A 25,241-nucleotide genomic window follows, 5' to 3' on the forward strand; every position below is an offset into this window, starting at 1 on the left:
GCAAACTTTGCAAAGCATACCCTGCGCCCTAGCTAATTCGCAAAGCGAGGGGCCGAGATGCGCGCGCAAAAACTCTATGCAGGGGTGACCCTGCGCGAAACCCGTCAGAAACAGGGGCTGACGCAAAAGGATTTTGCCGCCAAGCTCGGGGTGTCCCTGCCCTATCTGAACCAGATGGAGAACAACCACCGCCCTGTCAGCACCACCGTTGTACTGGCACTGGCGCAAGAGTTCGGCTTTGACGTGACACAACTGTCTGTCGGGGAATCCGAACGGATCGTGGCCGACATGCGCGAGGCGCTGGCCGATCCGGTGTTCAGCACCGCGCAGCCACCACTGGCCGATATGCAACTGACAGCCTCCAACGCACCCGCCCTTGCGCGGGCCTTTCTGGACCTGCACCGCGCCTACCGTCAGGGACAAGAGCGGCTCGCCTCTCTGGATGAGGCTTTGGGCCGCGAGGACAGCGCCATTTCCCCTTCCCCGTGGGAGCAGGTGCGCGATTTCTTCCACTATTGCGATAACTACATCGACAGCATTGACCGCGTGGCCGAAAACTATGCGACACAGGCGAAACTCTCCGGTCCGAACGCCCTTGGCGCGGCCCATGACTGGCTGGCGGAAAAGCACAATATCCACCTGCGCACAAAAAGCACCGACGTGTTGCGCCAATACGATCCGGCCAGCCGCACCCTGACCCTGTCAGCGCAGGCGCCGACCTCTTCCAAGCTGTTCCAGATCGCCCATCAGACGGCCCTGCTGGAACATGATGACCTGCTGGAAGCCACGCTCGACTTTGCCAATTTCAGCACGCCCGAGGCCCGTGCCATCTGCAAAATCGGGCTGGCCAATTATTTTGCCGGCGCAGCAACCCTGCCCTACGGACGGTTTTTGCAGGTGGCGCAGGAAACGCGGCACGATCTGGAGCTGCTGGCGAATTATTTCGACGCCAGCATCGAACAGGTAGCCCACCGATTGTCCACCATGCAGCGGCCCGGCGTGAAGGGCATTCCCTTTTTCTTTGTGCGCGTCGATCAGGCAGGCACCATTACAAAGCGCCACTCTGCTACGCGGTTGCAGTTTGCCCGTTTCGGGGGCGCCTGCCCCTTGTGGAACGTCCACCGCGCCTTTGAAACGCCCGGACAGTTCCTGCGCCAGTTGGCGGAAACGCCGGACGGGTTGCAATACCTCAGCCTTGCGCGGGATGTATCCAAAACCGGCGGCAGCTTTCACGCGCCGATCCGCCGCTATGCTATCGGGCTGGGCTGTGAAATCCGGCACGCCGGCGCAATGGTCTATGCGGATGATCTGGACATCACCAACCGGCAGGCGTTTGAGCCGATCGGCATTTCCTGCCGGATCTGCGAGCGGCACAACTGTCACCAGCGCTCTGTGCCGCCGCTGGAGCGCCACCTGAAAGTGGACCCCAACAGTCGCGCCACCCTGCCCTATAGCATCGCAGAGAGTTAAACCTTCCCCGGTGCATCACCGCCATCGTCACTGACGGAATCGTCCTCGGTATCCTTGGCCGCAGAGGAATGCTGGCGCTGATCTTGATCCGTCGTGTCCCCATCCCCGGTTTCATCGGGCGTTTCGGACTCCTCGGGCTGCTTTTTCTTGTCATCCTCATCGGTGGCGTTTTTAACTTTGGCCAGTTCGTCCAGATTTTTAATATAGACATCCCGCTGTGCAAACGGAATTTCGATACCTTCTTCACTGAAGCGTTTGAATATCTCAAAGTTCATGTCGGATTTCGCGGATAACATCCAGTTCACATCCCGCAGGATTGCGCGGATTTCAAAGTCCAGACTGTCCGCACCAAACCCCATGAACATGATCGCCGGACCCGGATCAAGCAGCACCATCGGATGGGACTCTGCCACATCAAGCAGGATTTTCTCCACGTGACGCGGATCGCTGTCATAGGCCACGCCCACAGGCACACGCACCCGTCCGGCCATGCTGGAATGGGTCCAGTTCGTCACCGTGCCGGAAATCAGATCGGCGTTCGGAATAACCACAGAGGCACGATCAAAGGTTTCCACCTCGGTTGAGCGCACCGAGATTTTGCGCACATACCCCGAATAGGTGCCCACTTCGATCCAATCGCCTGCCTTGATCGGGCGTTCGATCAGCAGGATAATACCGGAGACAAAGTTCGACACGATGGTTTGCAGGCCAAAACCGATACCAACCGACAGGGCACCAGCCACAATAGCAAGATTGGACAGGTCCAGCCCGGTTGCGGTGATCGCGGCCAGTGCTGCAAAGAAGATACCGACATAACCCGTGCCGGTGACAATGGCATTCTGCCCGCCGCTATCAAGCCGCGTGTTGGGCAGCACCGTGGTGCGCAAGGCGGATTGCAGGATGCGGGTGATGGTGTAACCGATGGAAAACACCAGAACGAAAGTCAGGAAATCCGTCAGCGAAATCCGGTTATCACCAAAAGAGATCCCGTCCCGCGCCATCAGCCAGACTTCTTGCAGATCCACCAGCCGCGCGCCCCAGATCAGGGCCAGCAACGGCAGCGCAATACAGATCATGATGAAACCGACGGCCACACGGAACAGCGCCCCGTAACGCTGGGTTTCGTCCTCGTCCCCTGCGGAGGTTGCCGTGTTGCCGGTATAACCGGTCAGCGAACCGATCAGGCGAAAGAAGATGTAGAGCCCTGTAATCAGCAACAGCGACGCTGCGGTGGAAAACACCAGCCGGTTGCCCGCGCTGTCAAACCCGAAGGCGGCCAGCACCGGCCCAGCCACACCTGCGGCAACACAGATATTGCCCATGATTGTGGCAACGCGCCCCAAAAACGGATTGCCGTTTTCCTGCTTGCCCGCCACTTGCGCCTCATTCGCAAGCACGCGTCCGATCCGGAACAGGGCGATCCCGCCTACCACAATCAGCGGAAAGGTCAGCGTGGGAATCGCGGCGAGCAAATCGGGGTTTTGCCCCGATCCGACTGCGGCTGCATCCAGCATGGCGCGCAGGGCGAACATCAGGCCAAGCGCAAGGAAAGAGCGTTTCATCGGTCCGGTAAGAGACTCGTCAATCTCGATCAGCGGCCCCTGATTGGAGGTGGCGACAAACAAAGAGCGGGCCAGCCAACTGGCGAAATATAGCGAGAACCCCGCCACTCCAAGGCTGCGCAGGATGAAGTAGCCGCGCAGATCGAACAGGTCGAGCAGCAGCAGCGCCTGCACCAGCACGGCCAGCCCGATGGCCGGCAGGATCAACTGGGACAGCGATCCGATAAAGCCGTAAAGCGCTGCGGTCCGCGAGGAGGCATTGCGGCTGAAAAACGCTTGCACACGGCGCGACCACACCCGCGAACGCACAAGCAGGACCAGCGCAACCGCCAGCAGAACCGCGACCATCAGCAGGTTGCCAATACGCTTGGAGGCGCGGTTGTCGTTGGACAGGTTATTCGTGACTTCGGCCCAGAGGTTGGCGTTGAACGTAATTAGCGCCGTGACAGCCGCACTGATCTGGCGCGGATCAAGCGGGGAGTCATTCTGGGCAACCAGACGGGCGGTGCTGCGGTGACGCATCAGATCGTCGATCCGGCTGATCAGCCCGTCTGCCTGTTTATAAAGGTCTTCTGCGGCTTTTACCGGCGCTTTGGCCTTTTCCAGTTCCTTGTTCAACTGTTCCCGCAGGGCGGCGACATCTTCAGCTTCGGTTTCCCCTTCGGCCGGCGGTGCGCCAAGGGCGTCTATCCGGTCCTGCACAGGCTCGGTCTTGGTCAGCGCCTGCTCTTTCAGCTCTGTCGCGCTGCTGCGGAAATTCACAAGCTGTTTGCGCAACTGGGCCAGCGCCTCATCCGAGGCGGTTGCCTTTTCCAGCACTTCTTCCGCACGTTCTACCGTGTTTTCAAAGGCAGGTTTGTCAAAAGCTGTTTCAACAGTCTGTGCGAAAGCTGCCAGCGGCATCGCCACCAGCAGCACCAAAGTCCAAAGTAGTCGGGTCATTGTGGTCCTATTCGAATACCGTCGGAATGTCGGTTCTCTTCTTTTCCAGCCAGTGAGGGACCGGCAGGCCCTTTTCCCGCAGGAAGGCAGGGTTAAACAGTTTAGCCTGATAGCGCGTGCCGTAATCACACAGCACGGTCACAATCGTGTGGCCCGGTCCCATGTCCTTGGCCATGCGGATCGCCCCTGCGATGTTGATGCCGGTGGACAGCCCCATGCAAAGGCCCTCTTGCTGCAACAGATCGAAGACGATCTGGATGCCTTCCGCGTCAGGAATGTTATAGGCGTGATCCACCTGCAACCCTTCAAGGTTTTTGGTGATCCGCACCTGACCGATACCTTCCGCGATAGAGCCGCCCTCGGCGGTCAGTTCACCATGCACGAAATAGTTGTAAAGCGCCGCGCCATCCGGATCGGCGATGCCGATTTTGATGTCCTTGTTTCTGGCACGCAAACCGTCGGCCATGCCGCTCAGGGTGCCGCCAGAACCGCAGGCACAGATAAAACCGTCAACCTTGCCGTTGGTCTGTTCCCAGACTTCCGGTGCTGTGGTGTCGATATGGGCCTGTTTGTTTGCCACATTGTCAAACTGGTTCGCCCAGATCGCGCCATTGGGTTCGGTTTTAGCCAGTTCTTCGGCAAGACGGGCGGAATATTTTACAAAGTTATTCGGGTCGCGGTAGGGTTTGGCAGGAACCTGCACCAGTTCCGCCCCCGCCAGACGGATCATATCCTTTTTTTCCTGACTTTGGGTTTCAGGGATGACGATCACGGTCTTGAACCCCAGCGCGGACCCCACCAGCGCCAGCCCGATCCCGGTATTGCCCGCTGTGCCCTCTACAATTGTGCCGCCCGGACGCAATTCGCCCCGCGCCACCGCGTCCTGAATGATGCTGAGCGCGGCGCGATCCTTCACCGACTGGCCCGGATTCATAAACTCCGCTTTGCCCAGAATCTCACAGCCCGTCAGTTCCGACGCTTTGTTCAGGCGGATCAGGGGGGTGTTGCCAACGGCATGGGGAAGGTCTTGGTAAATGGTCATCAGAGTATCCTTAAGACTGCTTCGTTCCTTGATACGCGCCGCCCCATGCGGTTTCAAGCGGCGCTTGCCTCGCGGCGCAATCGTTCGCGGTTTGCCGCAAGCCAGTACAGCGAAAGCAATAAGGGTCCGTCATCTGCCTCTCCACTGGCCACCAGCGCCATCGCAGCCTCAAAGCTCAGGATGTGGGTCTGGATGTCCTCATCCTCGCTGGCCACACCATGTACGCCGCTTTGCGCATCTGACAAATCCACCAGCCCTAAAAATGTGTAAAGATATTCGGACAGGCATCCGGGGGACGGGTAGTAATTGGCGATTTTTTCCAGTCCCAACAGGGTCAGACCGGCCTCTTCGATCATTTCGCGGCGGGCGACTTCTTCAACAGGTTCATTGCCATCGCACCGCCCTGCAACGGGTTCAAGCACCCAAGGATGGCAATCCCCCCGCACATAGGCGGCGGGGCGGAATTGTTCGATCACAACCACCTGATCGCGCAGCGGATCATAGGGCAGCACCGTCACCGCATCCGCAGACCGAAGGACCGTGCGCTCGATCAGCGGCGACAGACCGCCGTCAAAGCGGGGATGGCGCAGATAGACATCTTCAACATCAAAGTAACGGGCGTAGGGCAGCTCGCGTTTTTCTTCCTGCACTGCCCCCCGCCGGAAACCACGCCGCACAGAGGATGGCACCCGCGCGTCAGATGACTCTGCCCGCACAAAAGAGCGCGCCCGCATCAGCAGACCGGACCGATTCACAGGCGTGTTATAAGCGGTCGGATTTTCAAGGATCTGCGCAGTATCCCGCGCCACGCAGGTTTCTACACGACGGTCGTAAGCGGTAAATTCCGCAGGCTCTGTATGGGCTGACATTGCTGCAAAAACCGGACCAAACACGCCTGAAACAGATTTCACGTCTCCCCCCAAGCCCTTGAAATAGCTTGCAAAGGGTTCGGTTAACGCATCATCGCAAGGGGCAGACACACCATCACACGCACCGCCCTGATCAGCGACCAGCGCGCCGCAGCTATCAAGACTGTAACCGGACAGGCGATCTGCCTGCCAGTCGGCATCCGGACGCAGCGCAAGGGCAACATCCCGGTCGGAAAGAAATACACGCATTTTGATTTTATTCGTTCCCTATTAGCTCCAGCGGTAGCTGGCCTGATAGGTGGCAATGCCAGACAACAGCCCGCCGATCAACAGGGTAATACCCACACTCGGCGTCAGGGCAAGCACGACATATTCAAAGGTTGTCTCGATCCAAAGCAGCGGAATCTCTACCGGATCACGGGACCGGAACTGCCCGAGATTGGAAAAAACGAACCGCCCGCCAAAGACGATTCCTGCCCCTACCAGCAACATCACCAAAGAGCGCAGACCGCTCATCGCGCCGGCCATGTTGCTGTGGCCGGGGCTGCGGCCCAGCGCGTACCAGCCGGCAAAAAAGCCGACCAGCCCGTTGCCAAGCATGAAGCGTATACCAAGGGGCATTTCGGGATGTTCCTGTATGAACACAAAAGCCGCTACCATTGCGGTGATCGCCAAAGCCAATCCCGCAATAATTTTTGCTGCTGTCGGCATCGCTATCCCTCTTTAATTATTTTGGCCGTTGAATGGTCACCTGAGTAACGTCGGTTGTGCCATAGTGAAAGCCGGAAGCACAGCTTGTCAGATAAAAATCCCACATATTCTTGAACCGCTGGTCAAAACCCATTTGCTGGATGTCCGGCCATGCCGCGTTAAATGTCTCATACCAGCGGCGCAGGGTGATGGAATAGCTCTCTCCGAACTCGACAGATTTCAGATAGGACAGACCCGCCCGCTCCACCTCTGCACGCAGGGCGTTCGGGCTGGGCAGCATACCGCCCGGAAACACGTGTTTCTGAATAAAATCAACGGTCTTGCGGTATTTCGGAAACAGCTCGTTCGCGATTGTGATGATTTGCAAACTGGCGTTCGCGCCGGGTTTCAGACGGTCATGCACCGCGTTGAAATAGGTAGGCCAGTATTTCTCGCCCACAGCCTCAAACATCTCGATAGAGGCGATCCCGTCATAGCTGCCGGTTTCGTCACGGTAATCGCGCATGACCACATCGACCCGATCCGCCAGACCCGCCTCAAACATGCGTTTTTTGGCGAAATCATGTTGCTCCTGCGAGATCGTCAGACAGGTCATCCGCGCCCCGCGCGTGCCCGCAGCATATTCGGCAAATCCGCCCCAGCCGCAGCCGATTTCCAGAAGGTGATCACCTTCCTTCATACCCATTTCATCACAAAGCGAGGCGTATTTCTGGGTCTGCGCCTTGGCCGTATCCTCTTGTCCTGTCAGAAACAGGGCCGAGGAATAGGTCATGGTTTCGTCCAGCCATTTGGAATAGAAATCATTGCCCAGATCGTAATGGTAAGAGATATTCTTGCGGGCCTGTGCCTTGGTATTGCCGCGCAGCCAGTGGCGCAGGCGTTCGTAATACTGGACCAGAAAACCGCCCGGAAATCCGTGGCCGACCTCTTCGTTATTGGCAAAGACCAGATCCAGAAACGCCTGCAAATCCGGCGAGGTCCACCAGCCTTCAAGATAGGCATCGCTAAAGCCCATGTCCCCCTCCCGCGCCAGACGGGTAAAGACATCGTCGTTGTGAATTTCAACCCGCGCATAGGGGCCGGGATTGGGCGCATTGATCGCAAAAACCCGACCGTCCGGCAGCACCATTTCCAGACTGCCGTTGCGGATTTTCTTCAACTGGGAAAACGCCGCGCCGAAATATCGCGGCAAGTTCTGTTGCCCGTCTGTGGATGTAAAAACCTGCATCCAACTCTCCCTGTTCTTTGCCAGAGCCTAGCCCAAGGTTTTTTGTCTGCCAAGCCTCTTGTTAACCAAGGGTTTACCCTTGTTCTTTTGCGCCTTTATAGACGGCCAGCGCACGGTCGCGCCCCTCTTTCAGAGAGATCATCCTGTCCGGTCTGGGTGTGTCGGCGGTGATGCCCCAGGAACGCGGGATTGCTTTGTAAAAATCCTCTGCGGGTGTGCGGCCCTCTTCGTCCTCCCCCCCTTTGAGGTAGAGATCACGGTAGCTTTGCTTGCCGTCGAATTTTTCGCCCTGCGTTTCGGGGTTGAACACCCGAAAAAACGGCGAGGCATCCGGCCCGCTGCCCGCCACCCACTGCCAGCCCATCGCGTTAGAGGCGGGATCCCAGTCAATCAGGGTTTCTTCAAACCACGCCTGCCCCACACGCCAGTCAGTCAGCAGGTGTTTGGTCAGATAGGACCCTGCAATCATGCGCAGGCGGTTGTGCATTGTGCCGGTGGTGTAAAGCTCGCGCATGGCGGCATCCACCATCGGTTCGCCAGTCATGCCACGGCGCCATTTTTCGGCGTCGTCATTGTCACCGCGCCAGTTGAAATCGTCCCATTCCTCGCGCCAGTTGCGGGTCAGCATGCGCGGCGTGTGATAGGCCAGATGATAGGCAAATTCGCGCCAGACCAGTTCTTTGAGGAAATGTTCTGCCCCAGCCGCCCCCTGTTCCAGCGCCTGTCGCCCCGCGTGCCACAGGCGGCGCGACGCAATTTCCCCGTAGGTGAGGTTTTCGGACAGACCAGAGGTCACATGGCGATCGGGGTAATCCCGCCCCTCCTTGTAATCCTCAACCGGACCGTCGAGGAAATCTTCCAGCCGCTGCAAGGCGGCCGCCTCTCCGACACAGGCGTAGGCCCGCACCACATCCGCGCCACGGTTCATTGCAGCGCCCATCTGCCACTCCGAAAGCCTGTCACTGCGGGGCCATTCTTGCGGCGCGGCGATCTGTTTGGGGGCTGGCAGGCAGGCAGCAACAGGGTCATCCCGCACGGCACGCCAGTACGGGGTATAGACCTTGTAATAGCCCCCTGCTTTGGTCTCTACTTGCCACGGTTCAAACAGCAGATGTCCGGCACAGCTTTCGACCGCGACTCCCTGATCCTTCAGAGCGGATTTTACGTCGGTGTCCCGCGCAATCGCATCCGGATCATAAGCACGGGACCACACCACCGCCGTGGCGCCGGTCTCTTCGATCAGCTCTTGCAGCACCTCCAGCGCATCGCCGCGGCGCAGGATCAGACGGCTGCCTGCCCCCTCTAATGTCTTGCCAAACACCTCCAGCCCAAGGCCCAGCCGCCATTTCGGCGCAGCGCCAAGGCCCGACACAGTGTCGTCATGGATAAACACAGGAATAACCGGCCCGCCCGATGCAATCGCATGGGTCAGCGCGGGATTGTCGGCCAGACGCAAATCGCGCCGGACCCACCAAAGAACGGGAGCAGGTTTTGTCATAGCTTCAACTATACGCCAACTACTGCCCTGCGGATCATAAAACCTGTTCTAAAGCCTCAATTAATTTGTCTACTTCCCCCTTGGAGGTGTAATGGACAAAACTGACCCGCAAGACGCCGTGATCGGGATCAATGCCCAGCCCTTGCAAACAGCGCACACCGTAGAAATCCCCGCCCCCTGCGTTCACCCCCAAAGACGCCAGTTCCGTTGCCAGTTGCAGGCCCGGTTTTTGCGAGAGCACCGCCACAGTGGGTGCCTTGGTCGAAGCCTTGCGCGGGCCGATCAAACGGACCGAGTTCTTGTCTCCCAGATAATCCAGCAAGGGTTGCAGCAGTTCGGTTTCATAGGTGCGCATCATATCGTGCACCGCTTCACCCCGCGTTGCTGCACGGGCATCTACCCCGCCGTGATGGGTGTACACTGCATCGATATAATCCGCGATACCGGCACAAGCGGCGACCTGTGCGTGATCCGGCCCTGCCGGGGTAAAGCGTTTGTAAAGCGTATCTGCGTTAAAGTAATGGGCCTGATTGGGCAGTTCCCGCCCCAGCCCTTCGCGCATCACCATAATCCCCTGATGGGGACCGTAGGTTTTATAACTGGAAAACAGATAGACATCCGGCCCGAGCGCACCCACATTGGGCAACCCGTGGGGCGCATAGCTGACCCCGTCTACGCAGGTGTAACCCCCTGCATCCCGTGCAATGGCGCAAATTTCGCGCACCGGATTGATCTCTCCGACCACGTTTGAACAATGGGGAAAGCACAGCAGCTTGACCTTGTCGTCGAGAAGCGCGCCCAGATCGTCCAGCGACAGAGAACCGGTTTCGCTATCCACGCACCACTCGCGCACCTCGATGCCCCGATCCGCCAGACGCCGCCACGGTCCGGTGTTGGCCTCATGGTCCTGATTGGTCACAATGATCGCATCGCCTTCGTTCAGCCACTGCCCGAAAGCCTGCGCCAGAACATAGGTGTTCTGGGTTGTGGAGGGGCCAAAAGACAATTCCGGCGTAGCCACCCCGAGAATAGCTGCAAGGCGTTTTCGGGCCTCGTCCATCTCGGCACCGCCAAGTTCGGAGGCCTCGAACGGACCATAGGGCTGGACCTTGCGTTCTGTGTAGAAACGGGTCAGCCGGTCAATGACCTGTTTACAGGTATAAGACCCGCCTGCGTTTTCAAAGAAAGCCTGCCCCTGCAGCGCCGGTGTCGAAAACGCCGGAAACTGGCTGCGGATAAATTCATTGTCCAAGGTCATCTTTTTGCTCCCAAATTCCTTTGGCATAGCAGTGACGCAGAGCAGCCCAAGCGTCAAGCGCAGGTGGTTGCCATTTCCCGCGCACAGGATGAAAGGACAGCAACGAAAAACGGCCCCGCCCGTAAAGGCAGAGCCGTCAATCCAAAAGCGGTGTAATCCGCCCGACAGATCAGGCGTTCACGTCCACCAGAACACGCCCCTTTACCTGACCTTTCAGGATGTCCGCGCCCAGTTGGGGCAGATCGGACAGGGTTGCCGGCTGGATCATCGCTTCAAGCTTGTCCATCGGCAGGTCTTTGGCCACCCGCTCCCATGCGCGAAGGCGGTTGTCATAGGGCTGCATTACGCTGTCGATGCCAAGCAGGTTCACACCACGCAGCAGGAACGGAATCACAGTGGCGGGCAGTTTCGCCCCGCCAGCCAGACCCACAGCCGCAACAGAGGCGCCGTATTTCATCTGGCCAAGCACACGGGCCAGCATCTCGCCGCCAACCGCGTCAACACAACCGGACCATGTTTCGCCTTCCAGCGGACGTTTGGTAGTCTCGTTCAGCTCGCCCCGTGGAACGATTTGCGTCGCACCAAGGGATTTCAGGTAGTCTTCGGTTTCAGGACGCCCCGTCACGGCGGCAACCTCGTAGCCGAGATTGGCAAGGATAGCCGTTGCAACAGAGCCCACGCCACCGGCAGCGCCTGTGACCAGCACCGGACCATTGCCCGGCTTCAGACCGTGATCTTCCAGCGCCATAACAGACAGCATTGCAGTGAAGCCTGCGGTTCCGACCGCCATCGCCTGTTTCGCATCCAGACCCTGAGGCAATGGCACCAGCCAGTCCGCCTTGACGCGGGCTTTCTGGGAATAGCCGCCCCAATGGGCCTCACCCACGCGCCAGCCGGTCAAAACAACCTTGTCCCCAGCCTTGTAGCGCGGGTCATCCGAAGATTCCACGGTACCGGCAAAGTCGATGCCCGGCACGTGGGGGTAGTTGCGCACAAGTCCACCGCCCGGCCCGATGCACAAACCATCCTTGTAGTTCACGGTGGAGTATTCCACCGCAACGGTGACTTCACCTTCGGGCAGACGGTCTTCGCCAATCTGCTGTACAGAGGCAGAGGTTTTCCCCTCGTCGTCTTTTTCCACGATCAGTGCGTTAAACATATTATTCTCTCCTTTAATTCCAGAAACTTTCCAGAACGGTTGCATCACGCATCCCGTCCGGTGTTTGGACGCGCAGCGCAGTGCCCGCGTCCCAATGGGTCATCCGCACCATTGCGATGGCCACGTTCGTATCAAAATCGGGCGACCACGCCGCAGAGGACACCCGCCCGACGCGCTTTTCCCCTGCCAGCAGCGGCCACCAGCGGTCACACCCCGGAACGGCGGCGCCTTCAATCGCCACGGGGCGGATTTGCTGCACCGGCCCCTCTTTGGCCACCCGCAGCAGCGCATCACGACCAATACAGCCAATGGCGTCATGGGTGTCGCAGAACCGCCCCAACCCGCATTCGTGGGGTGTGTTGTCATCTGTCATGTCATTGCCATAGGACAACAGGCCGCTTTCGATCCGCTCTATCAGGTTGGGGCATCCTGCATGCACATCCAGATCCCGCCCCGCCTCCATCAGCGCATTCCAGAGCGGCATCCCGATGTCGCTGCCTTCCACGTAAATCTCGTAGCCGCCCTGTTTGGAATAACCCGAGCGCGCCACGACCAGCTTGCGTCCCTGAAAGTCGAACAGGCCATAGCGGAAGAAGCGCACGTCTTTGACGCTGTCCCCGAAAACCCGCGCCATCAGTTCATCCGCCTTTGGTCCCTGAATGGCCAGTGGTGATACATCCGGCTCATCCACCAGAACATCCAGCCGCCAGCCGTTGGCAATGCCCTTGACCCAATACAAAAGATCGCTGTCGGCAATGGAAATCCACCAGCGGTCCTCGGCCAGTTTCACCGCCACCGGATCATTCAGCATGCCGCCGGTTTCATCCACGATCGGCACATAAAAACACTGGCCTTCCTTCATGGTGCGCAGGTCGCGGGGCGTCAGCATTTGCATCAGCCGCGCCGCATCCGGCCCGCGCAACTCCACCTGCCGTTCACAGGCCACATCCCAAATCTGCACTGCGGATTTCAGGTGGTGGTAGTCTTCTGTGACCGAGCGGAACACCGTGGGCAACAGCATGTGGTTGTAGATTGTGTAGGCTTTGACGCCAGCGGCTTCGACACCTTCGGCAAACGGGGTACGGCGCAAACGGCGGGACGGGGAAAGTAATGCCATCAGGGTAACTCCATAAAGACCAGATCCGTGTCAGACGTTTTCACACCGGCACCTGTCAGCATGGCATGAACCTGTCCCCGATGGTGGGTCTGGTGGTTGAAGAAATGGGCGTAGATTTTGGTTTTCGGTTGGGACAGTTCCGATTGTTTCAAACCGGAATACCATGTGATGTCGCCGGACATATCACTGTCGGACTGGCGGGTAGCCCAGTTTTCGATCCGCCGGTCCATCTGTTTGCGCGTTTCACAGAAATCTTCCCAATCGCTGTGATAGTCCGTGCTTTGTTTGCCCGAAACTGTCGGGGCTGCCCCGCCGTCAAAGCGGGACATCCAGTATGTGTCGGCCCAGAGCAGGTGACACAATGTGCCGCTGACCGAGCCGAAAAACGCGCCCCGATCCTGCCGGCGGGCATCGTCTGACAGGGTTGCAGCCGCCGACAGCATCCAGTCATTCTGCCAGCTATTGTAGCGCGCCATCATGCGCAGCCAGTCTGCGGTCAAAGTCATATCGCCCTCCCCGTGCGTTCTGCCCTGTTCCGGTGGATCTGTGTCGCTTACGGACCGGTCCATTCAATCGGGCAGATTTCAGCGGATTTGCCGCCAAAGTCCCACGCCCGACCGTGATCCCGCACGCGCGAGCGCAGGCCCACCGCGGCGATGATGTCCGGTCCCATCCAGTATTTGGAGTTCTTGATCACAACGCCCTCGTCGGGGTTGGCGCCGCCGATTTCCTCGATCTCGCCGTTGATCTTCTTGCCGATGTTGATCCGGCGACGACGACCGTCGGTTTCGATTTCAACCTTGGTGCGCTCGGCATGGATGATGGTGCTGACAAGCATGGTGAACAGGCCCGTAGTGCCCCCCGCAGCGCCCGAGAAGATCTTGAGCAGCCCCTCATAGGCTTTGTCGGTGGCGCGGTCGTCCACATAGGCGGCAACCTTCCAGTCGCCTTCCGCCATCCGGCCCGGAATATCCGCCAGCAAACCGACATTCAGACCGCCGATGTCCTCGCCCTCAAAATGGCCTTCGTCGATGCGAATGGCCATCCATGCGTGGCAGTATCCCTCGGTCGGCTTGTATTTGCCAAGCGAGACCACACAGGGGCAGAACACATCGCAAGAGCAGTTCAGGAACAGCTCGCCCTTGATTTTCCAATCTGTCGGCACTTTCGCACGCCGTGTCGGCGGCGCAGCTTGCTCAGCCGGGTTCGTTGTCTCAGTCGCCATGTTCTGGCCTCCCATTTTAGTACAATCCGGCAGCACGACCGGCCAAAGCCAGCCCTGCCACAATCAACAATGCTCCGGCAGGACGCATTACGTAATGCGCAACCTGCGGTAATTTCTCCAGAACCATCAGAAGGGTCGCAAGGCCCATCCACAACAGGTTCATCGCCCCGCCTGCAAAGCCAAGCGCCATGTAGCCCCAACAGCACACCACGCAGTAAGCCCCAAGGCCAAGCCCCATGCGCAAGCCGCCTGCCCCGCCCGGACGCCAGTTGCCCAGAAAATACTGCATCGGCGCGTGGCAGACGCCGTGGCAGACTTCTTTAAGCCATGTGAACTGGAACCAGCCGACCACAACCAACAGTGCAGATGTCGCCCAAAGCATGGTGGACTGACCGAACATGTCCAGCCACCCCAGACGCATCAAGCCTGATTGCAACAGCGCGATTGCCACGGCAAAGGCGACCCAGACCGCAAAATATCCCGCGACAACACCGAACCATCCGGCCCAACTGCCGTTGGCGGATTTGATCAAGGCTTCATAGGTTGTTAACGTGTGAATAAAGGTCGGCCCCATCATGGCCACCATCATTACCGCCCACATAGGCACCAGCATCCGCAGACTATCCATCGGCGGCATACCGGCCATATCCATCATACCGACCCGCGCACCGTACCAGTTCAGCCCCATCTGCATCGCCATCGCATACATCATCCACCACGCCAGCAGGATCGCTGCAAAAAAGGACAGCCAGAGAAGCGAGCGGATCAGATGATGGGGAAGGTTCAGCACATTGCACCTGTTTTAATGGTCTTTGCGGGTTCGACGCTTGTGCAAACGCCGCTATCGGGTACATTGGGTCTACGGGAAAACCAATTGTCTGACAATTAGATTTTGCAAATGTCAGACAATTAATTTTCCCGCTTGGATCAAAGCAGATAACAGGCGGACGATGAAATACAAACTGGATCAGGCACAGGAACTCTCTGCGCAGATTGCGCAGGCCATTCGCGATGGCATTATGGAGGGTAGTCTTATCGTTGACCAGCGCCTGCCCTCGGAAAGCGACCTGTGCGAACAGTTTCAGGTCTCGCGCCCGACTGTCCGTGAAGCGCTGAAACGGCTGGCAGCCCAGAACCTGATCCGCACACAGCGCGGCGCATCCGGCGGGGCTTTTGTGAACCGGCTCAGCTTTGAGGATGCTTACGGGCAGCAGATCACCACCTCTACCCTGTTGTTGTCCATGAATGCAGTCAGTTTTGAAACGGCTTGCGAAGCGCGTTTTGCGCTGGAACGGGCCTGTGTCGCGCTCGCCGCCCAGCGCCGCACACCTGACCAACTGGCGGCGATGCGGGCCGAGATCCACCGCCAGTCCCAACCGGGGCTGAGTGACGAAAGTTTCTGCGCCTCGGATGTGGCGTTCCACCGTGCGCTGGTAGATGCGGCGGGCAATCCGGTGATGTCCTACCAACTGGCCGGCGCGGTTGAGGCGATTGAGCCGTTGATGAACATGATCACCTTTACTGCGCGCAAACGGGAAAAGATTGTCGAGTTGCATACGCTGATCGCAGATGCGTTGGAGGCGCAGGACGCCGAAACGACCGAGGCAGTGCTGGCGCAGCTTGCCGCACACACGCTGGAGCTTGCCCGTGAAGTGGCTCGCATGCGCAGCAAGTCCGGTTGAGGGGGAAGCGTTGCAATCCGCCGAGGTGCGATTTCGATTTGCAGTCTTATCAAGGGGTTGGCTTTTTATCACCCTGCAAATATGAAGCGTCATACAAGACGCGTCATATATCAAGCGTCATATATGAAGCTTCTGAATTAACGGACTGTTTACCTTTTCCGTTCTACCACTGACCTTGTCGCGCCACCCCACCACCAGAAAGCCCCCCAATCACATGACCGGAGGGCTATTGAAATGTAATATCTGCTAGTGTGCTTCCGGCCGGTTCAGAGGATGAAATCACCGCTGTTCAGACCGGAATACCCCCCTAAAACGAGCTTCATATCCGCCACTCCGTCCCCGTCCGTATCAATCTGGACAATCGTATCACCATCCCGCTTCACGAAGTTCACCTCCTGCCCTGTGCCGGTAAACTCCGCCTTGCGCAGGAAATCGAAGCTGCCGTCCAGACCGGAGAGGTCAATCACATCGCGCCCGCGCCCGAAGTCCGTGATCTTGTCCAATGCAGACGTCGTCGTATCCCCTGTGTCCTTGAACGCAAAGACATCAGCCCCTTTGCCGCCGCTCATCACATCGCGGCCCAGCCCGCCGATCAGGACGTCATTGCCCACGCCGCCTTTCAGCTTGTCGCCGCCCTTCCCGCCGGCCAGCACATCGGAACCGCCCTTGCCGGTCAGCACATCGCGGCCCTTGTCACCGCGCAGCATATCCGCGCCTTTGCCACCGTTTAGCGCATCGCGTCCGCCGCCGCCGCTCAGCCGGTCATTGCCGCCGCCGCCTTTCAGACTGTCATTGCCGCCCTGACCGAACAGCGCATCCTTGCCATTGCGCCCGAACAGCACATCCGCGCCGCCCCGTCCATAGATGTCATTTCCTTTAACATCACCCATGAACCGGTCCGCAAAACCACTGCCGTCAATCCGGTCGATGCCGCTGATCATATCTCCGTCGAGATAGCTGCTATCCGTGGCGCCATCGCGCATGTCGTAGAATAAACCCGTCTCAAACGCGCCGAAGTCCAGCACATCCTTGCGCCCGGCACTACCGTCATAGGACTGCACGCCCTCTGCCAGCCACAGGTCCAGAACGACCTTGCCGGTCCCTCCTCTGACAGTTTCAATGCTCTCGAATACGCCGCCCACCACAGGGCCAAGCGTGCTGTCCACCCTGATCTGAAAGGCACTCGACTCCGGATCGTCCAGATCGGGCAGCACCCGCGTCAGATCACCCGGATCATTCGCAAAAGTATGGTCGGTTTCCAGAATATCCTGCGGCGTCAATGAGATACCTTCATAGACGCGCATCTCTACGGTGCCGGTGTCCTGCCAGACCGGAATATCCGAACGCAGGGTCGCGTCATAACTTTCCGTCCCAAAGTGCAGCCGAATGGTGCCGGTATTTGCGCCCAACGCCAAACTATCCTCGCCCGCGCCGCCATAAAAGCTGTTGTTGCCGCCATCGAGCGTGAAAATATCGTCCCCCGCACCGCCATAGGCCGTATCATCACCCAGTCCAACGTTCAGAACATCATTGCCCGCCGCACCGTACAACAGATCGTCGCCAGCGCCGCCAGTCAGCCCGTCATCGCCAGCCGATCCGGTGATCCGGTCCGCCTGATTGGTCCCGATCACATTTTCAATATCGAACAGTCGATCCGTGCCGTGGGCACCTGTCACTGTCCCTGCGCCAAGATCGGCTGTTATTCCGCCAAAACTGGCCGCCCGCAACGCTCCGGTTGTCGTATCCGGTGCCGCCGTATCATAGGACGCGGTATCCCGCCCTGCGCCGCCATAAAGCGAGTCATTGCCGCCGCCCCCGTGCAGCAGGTCATCCCCGTCGCCACCGAATAACTGGTCATTACCAGACCCGCCGAACAACTGATCATCACCGCCGCGTCCATCCAGCGTGTCCACACCGGCCAGACCGATAAAGCGTTCCGAACCATCGGTGCCATAAAACCTGTCACTGCGCGTGGAAATATCATTGCCGATCAACTCCTCAATGCCCGAAACTGTCGCGATAATCTCGTTGCTACCGCCTTCAGCCAGCGCCGTTCCCGCATCAAGATCGACGTGCATCACGCGGGGGGCCGAAAGATGGGAGCTCAGTTCCAAAAACAGCCGGTCATAACCTGCGCCGCCTTCGATCTCTCCTTTAAACCGTTTCACATGCAGGAAATCGTCGTCCGCGCCACCGTCGATGGTCAGGTCCCGTCCGCCGACCTGTGCAACCAGCGTGTCCTTGCCCCCGCCGCCATACAGTAGGCCGGTGTCGCGCAAGCGCATGTAATCGTCATCCGCCCCACCATAGAGCACACCATAGGTGGAACCATCCGTGGACGGGTCGCGGATCAGTATATCATTGCCGCCGCCGCCATAGATCGTCATACGTTCGTTGCCAAGCAGTTGCACCTCATCCGCGAGATCCCCGAGGAAAAGTTCCTCAATCCCGTTCAGGTTGCCGCTGAACAATTGCGAGGCATAGGTTTCGGACAGATCGTCCTCTACCCCGAGTTCGCTGCTTTCCGAGGCATCAAACCCGCGGAAACTGGAGCCGATGGCACCCACTTTGCGCAGATAAAAGCGCACATCGTCAAGCATCCGGGTATCCAGCGTGTCATACCCGCCGCCGCCATCGAAATTCGTATTGTTGTATATGGCATCGGGCAAGGTCAGATGGATCATGTCATCCCCATCCCCACCCGCAACCAGCGGCGCACCGTTTGAGAATAGCACGTCATCACCATCCCCACCATCAATGGACACGCTCATATTGTCAGCATTGGAGGTCCCGTATAGCGTATCGGACTGCGCCCCGCCGATCACCTGAGAGATCCCGACGAACTCATCAGTCGCCAGTACGCCACCCGATCCGTCCAGATGTTCAACACGCCCATCCCCGCCGTAAATCCGCAAGCTGCCGGTGTCAGGCTGTGGGTCAACCCGATCAAACGAACCAAAGCGCACATCTTCGGGAGAGTAGGTCAGCCAGTCGCCGCCGTCACCGCCGTCAAAGAAATCACCCGCGCCGGAAACCGGCGTGCCGCCACCGATCAGCTTGTCAAAGCCGTCACCGCCATAAAGACTGTCACTGCCCAAACCACCGACAATTACATCACGGCCCTCACCCCCGAACAGCAGGTCATTGCCCTCGCGACCGTCGATGTAATCATCGCCGTCATTGCCCACCAGTTTGTTGGCCCGCGCATCACCGCGCAGCTCTACCTCGCGGGAATCACGTACAAAGATATTCTCAATCCCGTCGAGCGTATCACGGGCGCGACCATCCCATGCGGTGCCTTCCGCCAGATCGACAATAATTGTCGAACTGCCCGCAGGATCGACCGGAAACAACCATGTGTCATTGCCCGCTCCGCCAAAGACGTGATCCGCCCCCACAGAGGCGATCATCACATCATTTCCGGTGCCCCCGTATAGCGTATCCACAAAGCGCGAACCCGTGATGCGGTCATCATTCGCATACCCGTAAATCGTGGTGGAAAAGTTGCCAGCATAAAGAAAATCGTTCTTTTCTGTCCCTTCCAGCACCGGCGATTCTGCGACTTTCACGTTTTCAACCAGTTCGGTGTAGGTAAAGTGGTCAAACCCGAAGTAGAAATCCTCCACACCGTAAACGATTTCATATCCGGTGGTGTGATAGGCATTGGCCGGCGTCTGGTGAAAGAACACGATTCCGGTGCCATCTTCCGTTTGGAAAAAGGAATATTCCGACAGGCCGCCAAGGAACCGCATACTGTCCGCGTCCCCTGCTCCGCCGTAGATCGTGTCGTTGCCCTGACTGGCAAAGATCAGATCATTGCCGTCACCGGCTGTCACCGTATCATTCCCCGCTCGCGGACTGATTACATCGGCCAGATCGGTGCCCTGCAATTCGTCCGGGCCAACCGTTCCGAGAATAAGACGGTCTGAAGGATCATTGCCAAATTCATCGAAGATCCGCGTTACGAAATCGTCTAGAAAATTGTCCAGATCCAGATCCCATCCGTCCAACGTGACCAGATCACCCAACTCCCCGAACTTTGAAAAGATTTCGTCCAGTTTCTCTTCCAGCCCGTTCAGTACATCCACATCCGGCAGCGCCGAGGTAATTTTACCTGCAAGTTTGTCCAGCAAATCGTCGATGCCGGTTTTCTCCAGAATCCAATCCAGAACCGGTTTTACTGTTACGTTGTAAACGGCCTCAACCGCATCTAGGACCGGCTCGATCGGTTTCAGCTTTGAATAGATAATCGACAGCGGCTTTTTCAGGAACGACAGGCTGTCCGCAATCTTCTGGAATTCGCCTGCAACCCTGACCAGCGCGTTTAGTGCGCCGGTTTGGAAAGCGTCAGTTAAACTATCCAGTTCTTCCTTCAGGGTGTCATAGCTGCCGTTCAGCGCTTCAAGCACCTCGTTCATCGGTTCGGTAAAGACCTCGGCGGTATCCGAGAGCGGTTTCAGCGTGTCAAAATCCGGTCCGTCAATTTCGTCTACCGTGTCGAACGTCTCGATCATCTCTTCTGTGGATTCCTCCACTTCGTAGACCTTGATCGCCACGTTCAGCATCTTTTTCTCAAGCGCAGACAGCTTCTTTTCCGCATTCTTGAGCTTCTCGATGTATTTGCCCTCTTCGATTTTTATCCGCAGGTCATGGGCTTTTTCCTCGATCTTTTCAGAGACATTTTTGACCTTTTCCAAAATCAGCTTGGCCACTTTGGCAACCGACTTCAGGGCACCTGCATTGCCCATAATCTTGACGGTCAGCAGCATGGAATCCACCTGCTTGCCAAAATCATCCGCCTGTTTCTCGATCTTGCCGACGTATTCCAGCGCCTGACGGGCAAATTTCACGTCCTCACGGACCGAACGCACTTCAGCACGGGCCTCAATCACGTTTCTGCGGGTTTCATTCAGGTTGTCGTCAAAGGCATTAAGTTCGGTACCGGCCCCCATAATTCATCTCCCAATAAGTTTTCGGGCCAACACCCGATTAAAAACAGATCAAATCCGGCGCTAAAATTGCGCACCTTCCCCTAGGTTAACCCGAGCAGGGGGTTTTGGGTATCAGGTGATCACCCCATTTTTGAGAGATTGTTAACGGGGCGCAGGGTCCAACAGAACCGAAACGCAGCTCCCGCCTGCGGGCAGCAAACGGGCCTGAAGGCGCAGCCCGTGTTTATCGACCAGCGATTGCACGATGGACAATCCCAGACCGTGACCTTCGGTTCCTGCTGTTGCATCGCCGCGCACATTGCGCAGTCGCATCTGTTCCAGTGCGTACTGTGACAGACCGCTGCCCCTGTCATAAACGTCGAGCCACAGCGCACCGTTGCGCCGCCGCATCCCGAAAAGCACCTTGCCGTTTTGCGTGTATTTGATCCCGTTGGACACGAGATTTGTCACAATGCGCATCACGTCAAGCGGCGGCAGCGCAACCACCGCATGACTGGCAACCGAGCGCAAGGTCACACCTTTGGCAGCAGCTTCCGGTGCAAACATTTCCTGCACGTTGCGAAGGACCTCCTCCATCGCGACCCTGTCCGGCACCTCACTGGTGTCGCGCACCTCTACATCCTCCACACTCAGGTCCAGCTTCTGTGACACGAGGTTTTCAAGGTAAGTAAACGTCTCCTCAATCTGTCCGGACGTTTTCGCCTGTGACCCACTGCTCTGACCATCCATCATATGTTGGATATTCAAACGAAGCGCATGCAGCGGCTGCCTGAGGTCGTGCACCGTATCCGCGATCCGCTGGTTGGAGCTTTCGGCAAATTTCCGCGCCAAAGCATATCGTGCTTCTAGATCCCGAAGGCGACGGGTAATCCTGAGATTGCGTTCGGCTTCACTCAGGCTCGATTGAAGCGCGTCCGCACGGGCCTGCCTTAGCTGGTTGAAACGGTCCAGAATGGCCGCGCCCATAAGGGCAGCATCCAGAACAAAGACGATCCGCATACTGTCAAACTGGACCTCCTCTGAAATTTCAATCCCAAGCCAGTGGCGCGATGTCATAATGCCACTGGAAATTACCGCCCCTGTCCAGGCGACAACAAAAAAGCGAACCTCCTTAAAGCGGGTGCGCGCCGCGATTAAACCGGACACCGTGAACAGGATCGTCCCGGTCAGCGCCAGCAGCACCAGTATTTTCTTAACGAACTGCGTATCCACAGCCACGGTTGACACAACCAGCGCAATCTCCCCAAAGATCAGCGCAAGCAATATCTTGTCGAGCCAAGGATGGTATTTCCGCGTGGCCAGAAACAACCGCGTAAAATTCGCCCCCGAAGCAATCAACCCCGATCCAAGCAGAATAGAGGCGTAGCCGTTAAATAAAGGTAAACCCGGCCAGAGATACTGGAACGTATTACCATCTGCATGCATGATAAACAGCAGCCCGAAACCCGCATAGGCGCTATAGGCCGCGAAAATCACCTGCTGCGTTGCAATAAAAGCCGCAAAAGCGATCAGGATCAGCAGCAACAGCATGCCGTAATAGATAAAATTCTTTGCAGTTTTCCGCGCCGCGAGATCAATAAATTCCTGCGCAGAGCGGATCGAAAAGGCAAGCTGGCTTGATCCGCCGGAACGATATTTTAAGAAAAATTGATGCGTTTCTCCTTTCGGAAGGGTGAAGGCGACCACCAGTTCCGGATAGCGGATCGACCGTGCAGAAAACGGCGAATCCGGTTGGTGTTGTTCCAGCAGCACCGGCGCTCCCTGCGGCGAAATTTGATACAATTCAAGCACTTGCAGAAAATTTTCACGAAAATGCAGCCGCCAGTCCTCTTCGGCATCCGCTAGGGATTGAACGCTAAATCGCAACCATATCGCAGCTTTGGTATAGCCGAACTCCGCTGTTTTGGTCGCCAACGGTTTGAAGTTTTTTTGGAACGCGGCGCCAGAAACTTCAGCGATCCCAAACACACGTTCATGATCCAGAAAATAGTCTACATGCCCGCGCATCTCGGCCGTAGAGGGGGCTTTTGAAAGCAGGAAAGGCTTGCTAGGCTGGGCCGTAGCAACGGGACCTGCAAGCCAGCAGATCAGGAAATAGCAAAGAGTAATTAAAATTCGGCATATTTTATCGGCCATAATGGGCCCAGATTAGGGAAACCGTAAGATTATAGCCAGTAGAGTTCTCATTGTTGACGATCATGCAATCACCGTGGGTGGTTTGACACAGTTATTGCGCGATCATCAAGCGTTTGACGTTGTGGGCACCAGCACCAGCGGGCTAGAGGCTGTTGGGCTGGCGCGAAAATTGTCTCCGGACCTTTTGGTCCTAGACTACGCAATGCCGGACATTAACGGGCTGGAGGTTTTTCTGGAGGTGTCCCGTTGGTCGCCTGACACGCGAACTGCGCTTGTGACAGGTTCATCAAGCGGTGACTTGTTACACCGTCTGCGCGACGCCGGTGTGCATGGTTTGTTCCAAAAGGCCACCGATCCCGCCATCCTCTGCGCCGGATTTCAGCGGATACTGGCCGGAGAATTCGTCACCTGCCCCGCGACCGAGGAGCAGTTACAAGGGACCAACCCTGCGCCAAACCTGTCCAATCGGGAATTGGAGGTCCTGAAATGCATTGCCGAGGGTCTGACAAACCCCAAAACTGCCCAACGTCTGAATATCAGCCCCAAAACGGTAGACAGCCACCGAACCGCCCTGATGCGCAAACTCGGGGTCAATTCCACCGCTAGCCTGCTAATCCGCGCCGTCCGCGAAGGGCTGATCGACGTCTAAGCCCCCCGCCCCGGCCTGTTCGCCCCTTGATAAAAAAACCGGCAAACCCCGAAAAACCCAATTGAACCTGCGCCAAGAACCCCCTATACCCCGACCTCAGGCACCCGTAGCTCAGCTGGATAGAGCGCTGCCCTCCGAAGGCAGAGGCCACACGTTCGAATCGTGTCGGGTGCACCAAATCAAACCTGTTCTGAACGCTATTTTTCCCGACCCGTCCGCATGGCGTGGGCATAGGTAAGGCCCCAAGGTCCGGCGGGTTGCCGGTCGGTTGGAACCTCCTTTTACACTTGCGTCCTAAATGAACGAGAAATCGTCCTCGGTAATATCCGCATTACGCAATCCGAGCAGTTTTATTGTGCCACCGTCATGTTCGATCACCTTATGGCGGCCGACTTTCGCGATGGACAGGGTGTCAAACCCACCCTCATGGCCGTAGATCAACATCAGGTCGTCGCCCTGTTTGAACGCCCTCAGCCGGTCGTTGCCGCTATCTTGCGAGAACAGGAAGACGTCATTACCGCCACCGCCTTTCATCAGGTCGTTGCCGGAACCGCCGATCACAAAATCATCCGCTTTGCCGCCAAAAAATTTGTCATTGCCCGCGCCAAGCCGGATAGTCCCAGTGTCACCGTTCAATGTAACCTTATCGCGCCCGTCGCCGGTGCGGATCAAATCCACATAGCCGCTGCCGGTTACAACCACATCTTTGCCGCCACGGGTATGGATCAGGTCAATTTCCCCGCTTCCGCCAAAAACCTTGTCGTTGCCATTGCCTGTCCGCAGCGCGCCCGCACCGCCATCGCCCAAACTCAACCGCACGGCGTCATCGCCAAAAACATCAAGACTGCCCATATTTCCCTGCGTGTTTATCACATGGGACATGCCAGAGCCGGAGCCGATCTGCACCGCGCCAATTCCGCCGCTGCCAATATTGATGTCGGCCGGGGAGTCATAGACCAGAAGGCTTAGGACCTGACGCTCGTCCGTTGTCATTTTCAAACTGCCCTCAAAGGCTTCGATGGTGCGAATGCGGCCCGAACCCTCCATGTTAATTTCTACGTCGCCACCGTTAGCGGTGAGCACCCGCATATCTCCTCCGTCTTTAATGTTGAATGTTGAAAGACCGGTTTCCGTGTAGGTCCGTGCAGCGTTGACATCTGCGCCACTATTCACAGTAACTGTGTTGTCGTTTCCGCCTAAATCAAGGAACTTGATCTTCTCACTTTCGACAGTGATGGTATGATCGCCGTTATTGATCTGCATCGCTTCAATGCGTCCATTTGTGGTGATGGTAGCATCTCCGTTCAACCCGATCCGCTCAACTCGGCCAGTGCCGGTGTTCAACGTGATATGTTCGCCCCCAAGGGAAATATACTTAGTATCCTGCGCCCCCAGAGTGATGTCATGGACCCCGCCCCAGCCCTCGATGTAGTTGACTTGCGTCCCGTTCAATACGATGTCCGAGCTTTCGCCCAGTGCAAGAACACCGATGTGCGTATCGGTTCCGCCATCGGAAATGGTCGCCTTACTGCCACCTTTGGCATGAAACGCCATATAGGCCACGGTCCAGTTTGCGCCGGTAAAACTGGCGTTTACGTTGTAAAACCGATCGTCTGTATCATCGTAAACGGAATAAAATGGAAGATAGCCCGACCACATGAGATCCGGGTTGTCATTTTCGCCAACCGGCTCGTTTTCAATATCTGTGCTGCCATCAAAAAGGGAGTTAATTTTAACCATA

General features: G+C 57.4%; 18 protein-coding genes and 1 tRNA gene. 4 read left to right on the forward strand and 15 right to left on the reverse strand.

The window, feature by feature from the left end; translation table 11 throughout:
• The first annotated feature begins 57 nt into the window (after positions 1 to 57).
• A complete protein-coding gene (locus BFV97_RS05440) occupies positions 58 to 1,470 on the forward strand; it encodes a helix-turn-helix domain-containing protein (protein WP_069299326.1) in 1,413 nt (470 codons plus the stop codon).
• On the opposite strand, the gene BFV97_RS05445 is transcribed toward BFV97_RS05440, so the two are convergent.
• From BFV97_RS05445 to BFV97_RS05500, 12 genes are all read right to left on the reverse strand, one after another.
• On the reverse strand, positions 1,467 to 3,974 hold the full coding sequence (locus BFV97_RS05445) for a DUF3772 domain-containing protein (RefSeq protein ID WP_069299327.1): 2,508 nt from the start codon (positions 3,972 to 3,974) through the stop codon (positions 1,467 to 1,469). The genes BFV97_RS05440 and BFV97_RS05445 overlap by 4 nt on opposite strands.
• 7 nt (positions 3,975 to 3,981) lie before the next feature.
• The gene (locus tag BFV97_RS05450) at positions 3,982 to 5,016 is read right to left on the reverse strand and encodes a cysteine synthase A (RefSeq protein ID WP_069299328.1); all 1,035 of its coding nucleotides are present in this window, start codon (positions 5,014 to 5,016) and stop codon (positions 3,982 to 3,984) included.
• Between the two features lie 53 nt (positions 5,017 to 5,069).
• The gene (locus BFV97_RS05455) at positions 5,070 to 6,134 is read right to left on the reverse strand and encodes an NUDIX domain-containing protein (protein ID WP_069299329.1); all 1,065 of its coding nucleotides are present in this window, start codon (positions 6,132 to 6,134) and stop codon (positions 5,070 to 5,072) included.
• A 21-nt stretch (positions 6,135 to 6,155) separates the two neighbouring features.
• Positions 6,156 to 6,596 (reverse strand): TrgA family protein, encoded by a 441-nt coding sequence (locus BFV97_RS05460; RefSeq protein WP_069299330.1) that lies wholly within the window; start codon positions 6,594 to 6,596, stop codon positions 6,156 to 6,158.
• A gap of 16 nt (positions 6,597 to 6,612) precedes the next feature.
• Positions 6,613 to 7,824, reverse strand: a complete 1,212-nt coding sequence (locus tag BFV97_RS05465; RefSeq protein ID WP_069299331.1) for an SAM-dependent methyltransferase — start codon at positions 7,822 to 7,824, stop codon at positions 6,613 to 6,615.
• Between the two features lie 73 nt (positions 7,825 to 7,897).
• On the reverse strand, positions 7,898 to 9,322 hold the full coding sequence (locus tag BFV97_RS05470; protein WP_069299332.1) for a cryptochrome/photolyase family protein: 1,425 nt from the start codon (positions 9,320 to 9,322) through the stop codon (positions 7,898 to 7,900).
• A 34-nt stretch (positions 9,323 to 9,356) separates the two neighbouring features.
• Positions 9,357 to 10,580, reverse strand: coding sequence for an aminotransferase class V-fold PLP-dependent enzyme (locus BFV97_RS05475; RefSeq protein WP_069299333.1), 1,224 nt, complete (start codon positions 10,578 to 10,580; stop codon positions 9,357 to 9,359).
• A 169-nt stretch (positions 10,581 to 10,749) separates the two neighbouring features.
• Complete coding sequence (gene acuI, locus BFV97_RS05480) at positions 10,750 to 11,739, reverse strand: acrylyl-CoA reductase (NADPH) (RefSeq protein ID WP_069299334.1); 990 nt, start codon at positions 11,737 to 11,739, stop codon at positions 10,750 to 10,752.
• A gap of 13 nt (positions 11,740 to 11,752) precedes the next feature.
• Positions 11,753 to 12,856, reverse strand: a complete 1,104-nt coding sequence (locus BFV97_RS05485) for a dimethylsulfoniopropionate demethylase (RefSeq protein WP_069299335.1) — start codon at positions 12,854 to 12,856, stop codon at positions 11,753 to 11,755.
• Entirely contained in the window at positions 12,856 to 13,362 is a 507-nt protein-coding gene (locus tag BFV97_RS05490) for a DinB family protein (RefSeq protein WP_069299336.1), read from the reverse strand. The genes BFV97_RS05485 and BFV97_RS05490 overlap by 1 nt, the downstream gene beginning before the upstream one ends.
• A 47-nt stretch (positions 13,363 to 13,409) precedes the next feature.
• Positions 13,410 to 14,081, reverse strand: coding sequence for a DUF1326 domain-containing protein (locus tag BFV97_RS05495; RefSeq protein WP_245667591.1), 672 nt, complete (start codon positions 14,079 to 14,081; stop codon positions 13,410 to 13,412).
• 16 nt (positions 14,082 to 14,097) lie between these two features.
• The gene (locus BFV97_RS05500; RefSeq protein ID WP_245667592.1) at positions 14,098 to 14,871 is read right to left on the reverse strand and encodes a DUF2182 domain-containing protein; all 774 of its coding nucleotides are present in this window, start codon (positions 14,869 to 14,871) and stop codon (positions 14,098 to 14,100) included.
• A gap of 160 nt (positions 14,872 to 15,031) precedes the next feature.
• On the opposite strand from BFV97_RS05500, the gene BFV97_RS05505 reads away from it, so the two are divergent.
• On the forward strand, positions 15,032 to 15,763 hold the full coding sequence (locus tag BFV97_RS05505) for a FadR/GntR family transcriptional regulator (RefSeq protein WP_069299338.1): 732 nt from the start codon (positions 15,032 to 15,034) through the stop codon (positions 15,761 to 15,763).
• Between the two features lie 266 nt (positions 15,764 to 16,029).
• On the opposite strand, the gene BFV97_RS19155 is transcribed toward BFV97_RS05505, so the two are convergent.
• Together BFV97_RS19155 and BFV97_RS05515 are read right to left on the reverse strand one after the other, a co-directional pair.
• Positions 16,030 to 20,715 carry a M10 family metallopeptidase C-terminal domain-containing protein gene (locus BFV97_RS19155; protein ID WP_069299339.1) on the reverse strand — a complete coding sequence of 1,562 codons (4,686 nt, stop codon included), beginning with the start codon at positions 20,713 to 20,715 and terminating at the stop codon, positions 16,030 to 16,032.
• Positions 20,716 to 20,856: 141 nt separating this feature from the next.
• Entirely contained in the window at positions 20,857 to 22,851 is a 1,995-nt protein-coding gene (locus tag BFV97_RS05515) for a 7TM diverse intracellular signaling domain-containing protein (protein WP_083225526.1), read from the reverse strand.
• 49 nt (positions 22,852 to 22,900) lie between these two features.
• On the opposite strand from BFV97_RS05515, the gene BFV97_RS05520 reads away from it, so the two are divergent.
• Positions 22,901 to 23,500, forward strand: a complete 600-nt coding sequence (locus tag BFV97_RS05520) for a LuxR C-terminal-related transcriptional regulator (protein WP_281200939.1) — start codon at positions 22,901 to 22,903, stop codon at positions 23,498 to 23,500.
• Between the two features lie 100 nt (positions 23,501 to 23,600).
• Positions 23,601 to 23,677, forward strand: a tRNA-Arg gene (locus BFV97_RS05525).
• A gap of 117 nt (positions 23,678 to 23,794) precedes the next feature.
• On the opposite strand, the gene BFV97_RS05530 is transcribed toward BFV97_RS05525, so the two are convergent.
• Positions 23,795 to 25,240 carry a calcium-binding protein gene (locus BFV97_RS05530; RefSeq protein ID WP_069299342.1) on the reverse strand — a complete coding sequence of 482 codons (1,446 nt, stop codon included), beginning with the start codon at positions 25,238 to 25,240 and terminating at the stop codon, positions 23,795 to 23,797.
• Position 25,241: the final 1 nt, after the last annotated feature.

The sequence above is a fragment of the Neptunicoccus sediminis genome (assembly GCF_001719615.1).
GTDB classification, from domain to species: domain Bacteria; phylum Pseudomonadota; class Alphaproteobacteria; order Rhodobacterales; family Rhodobacteraceae; genus Amylibacter; species Amylibacter sediminis.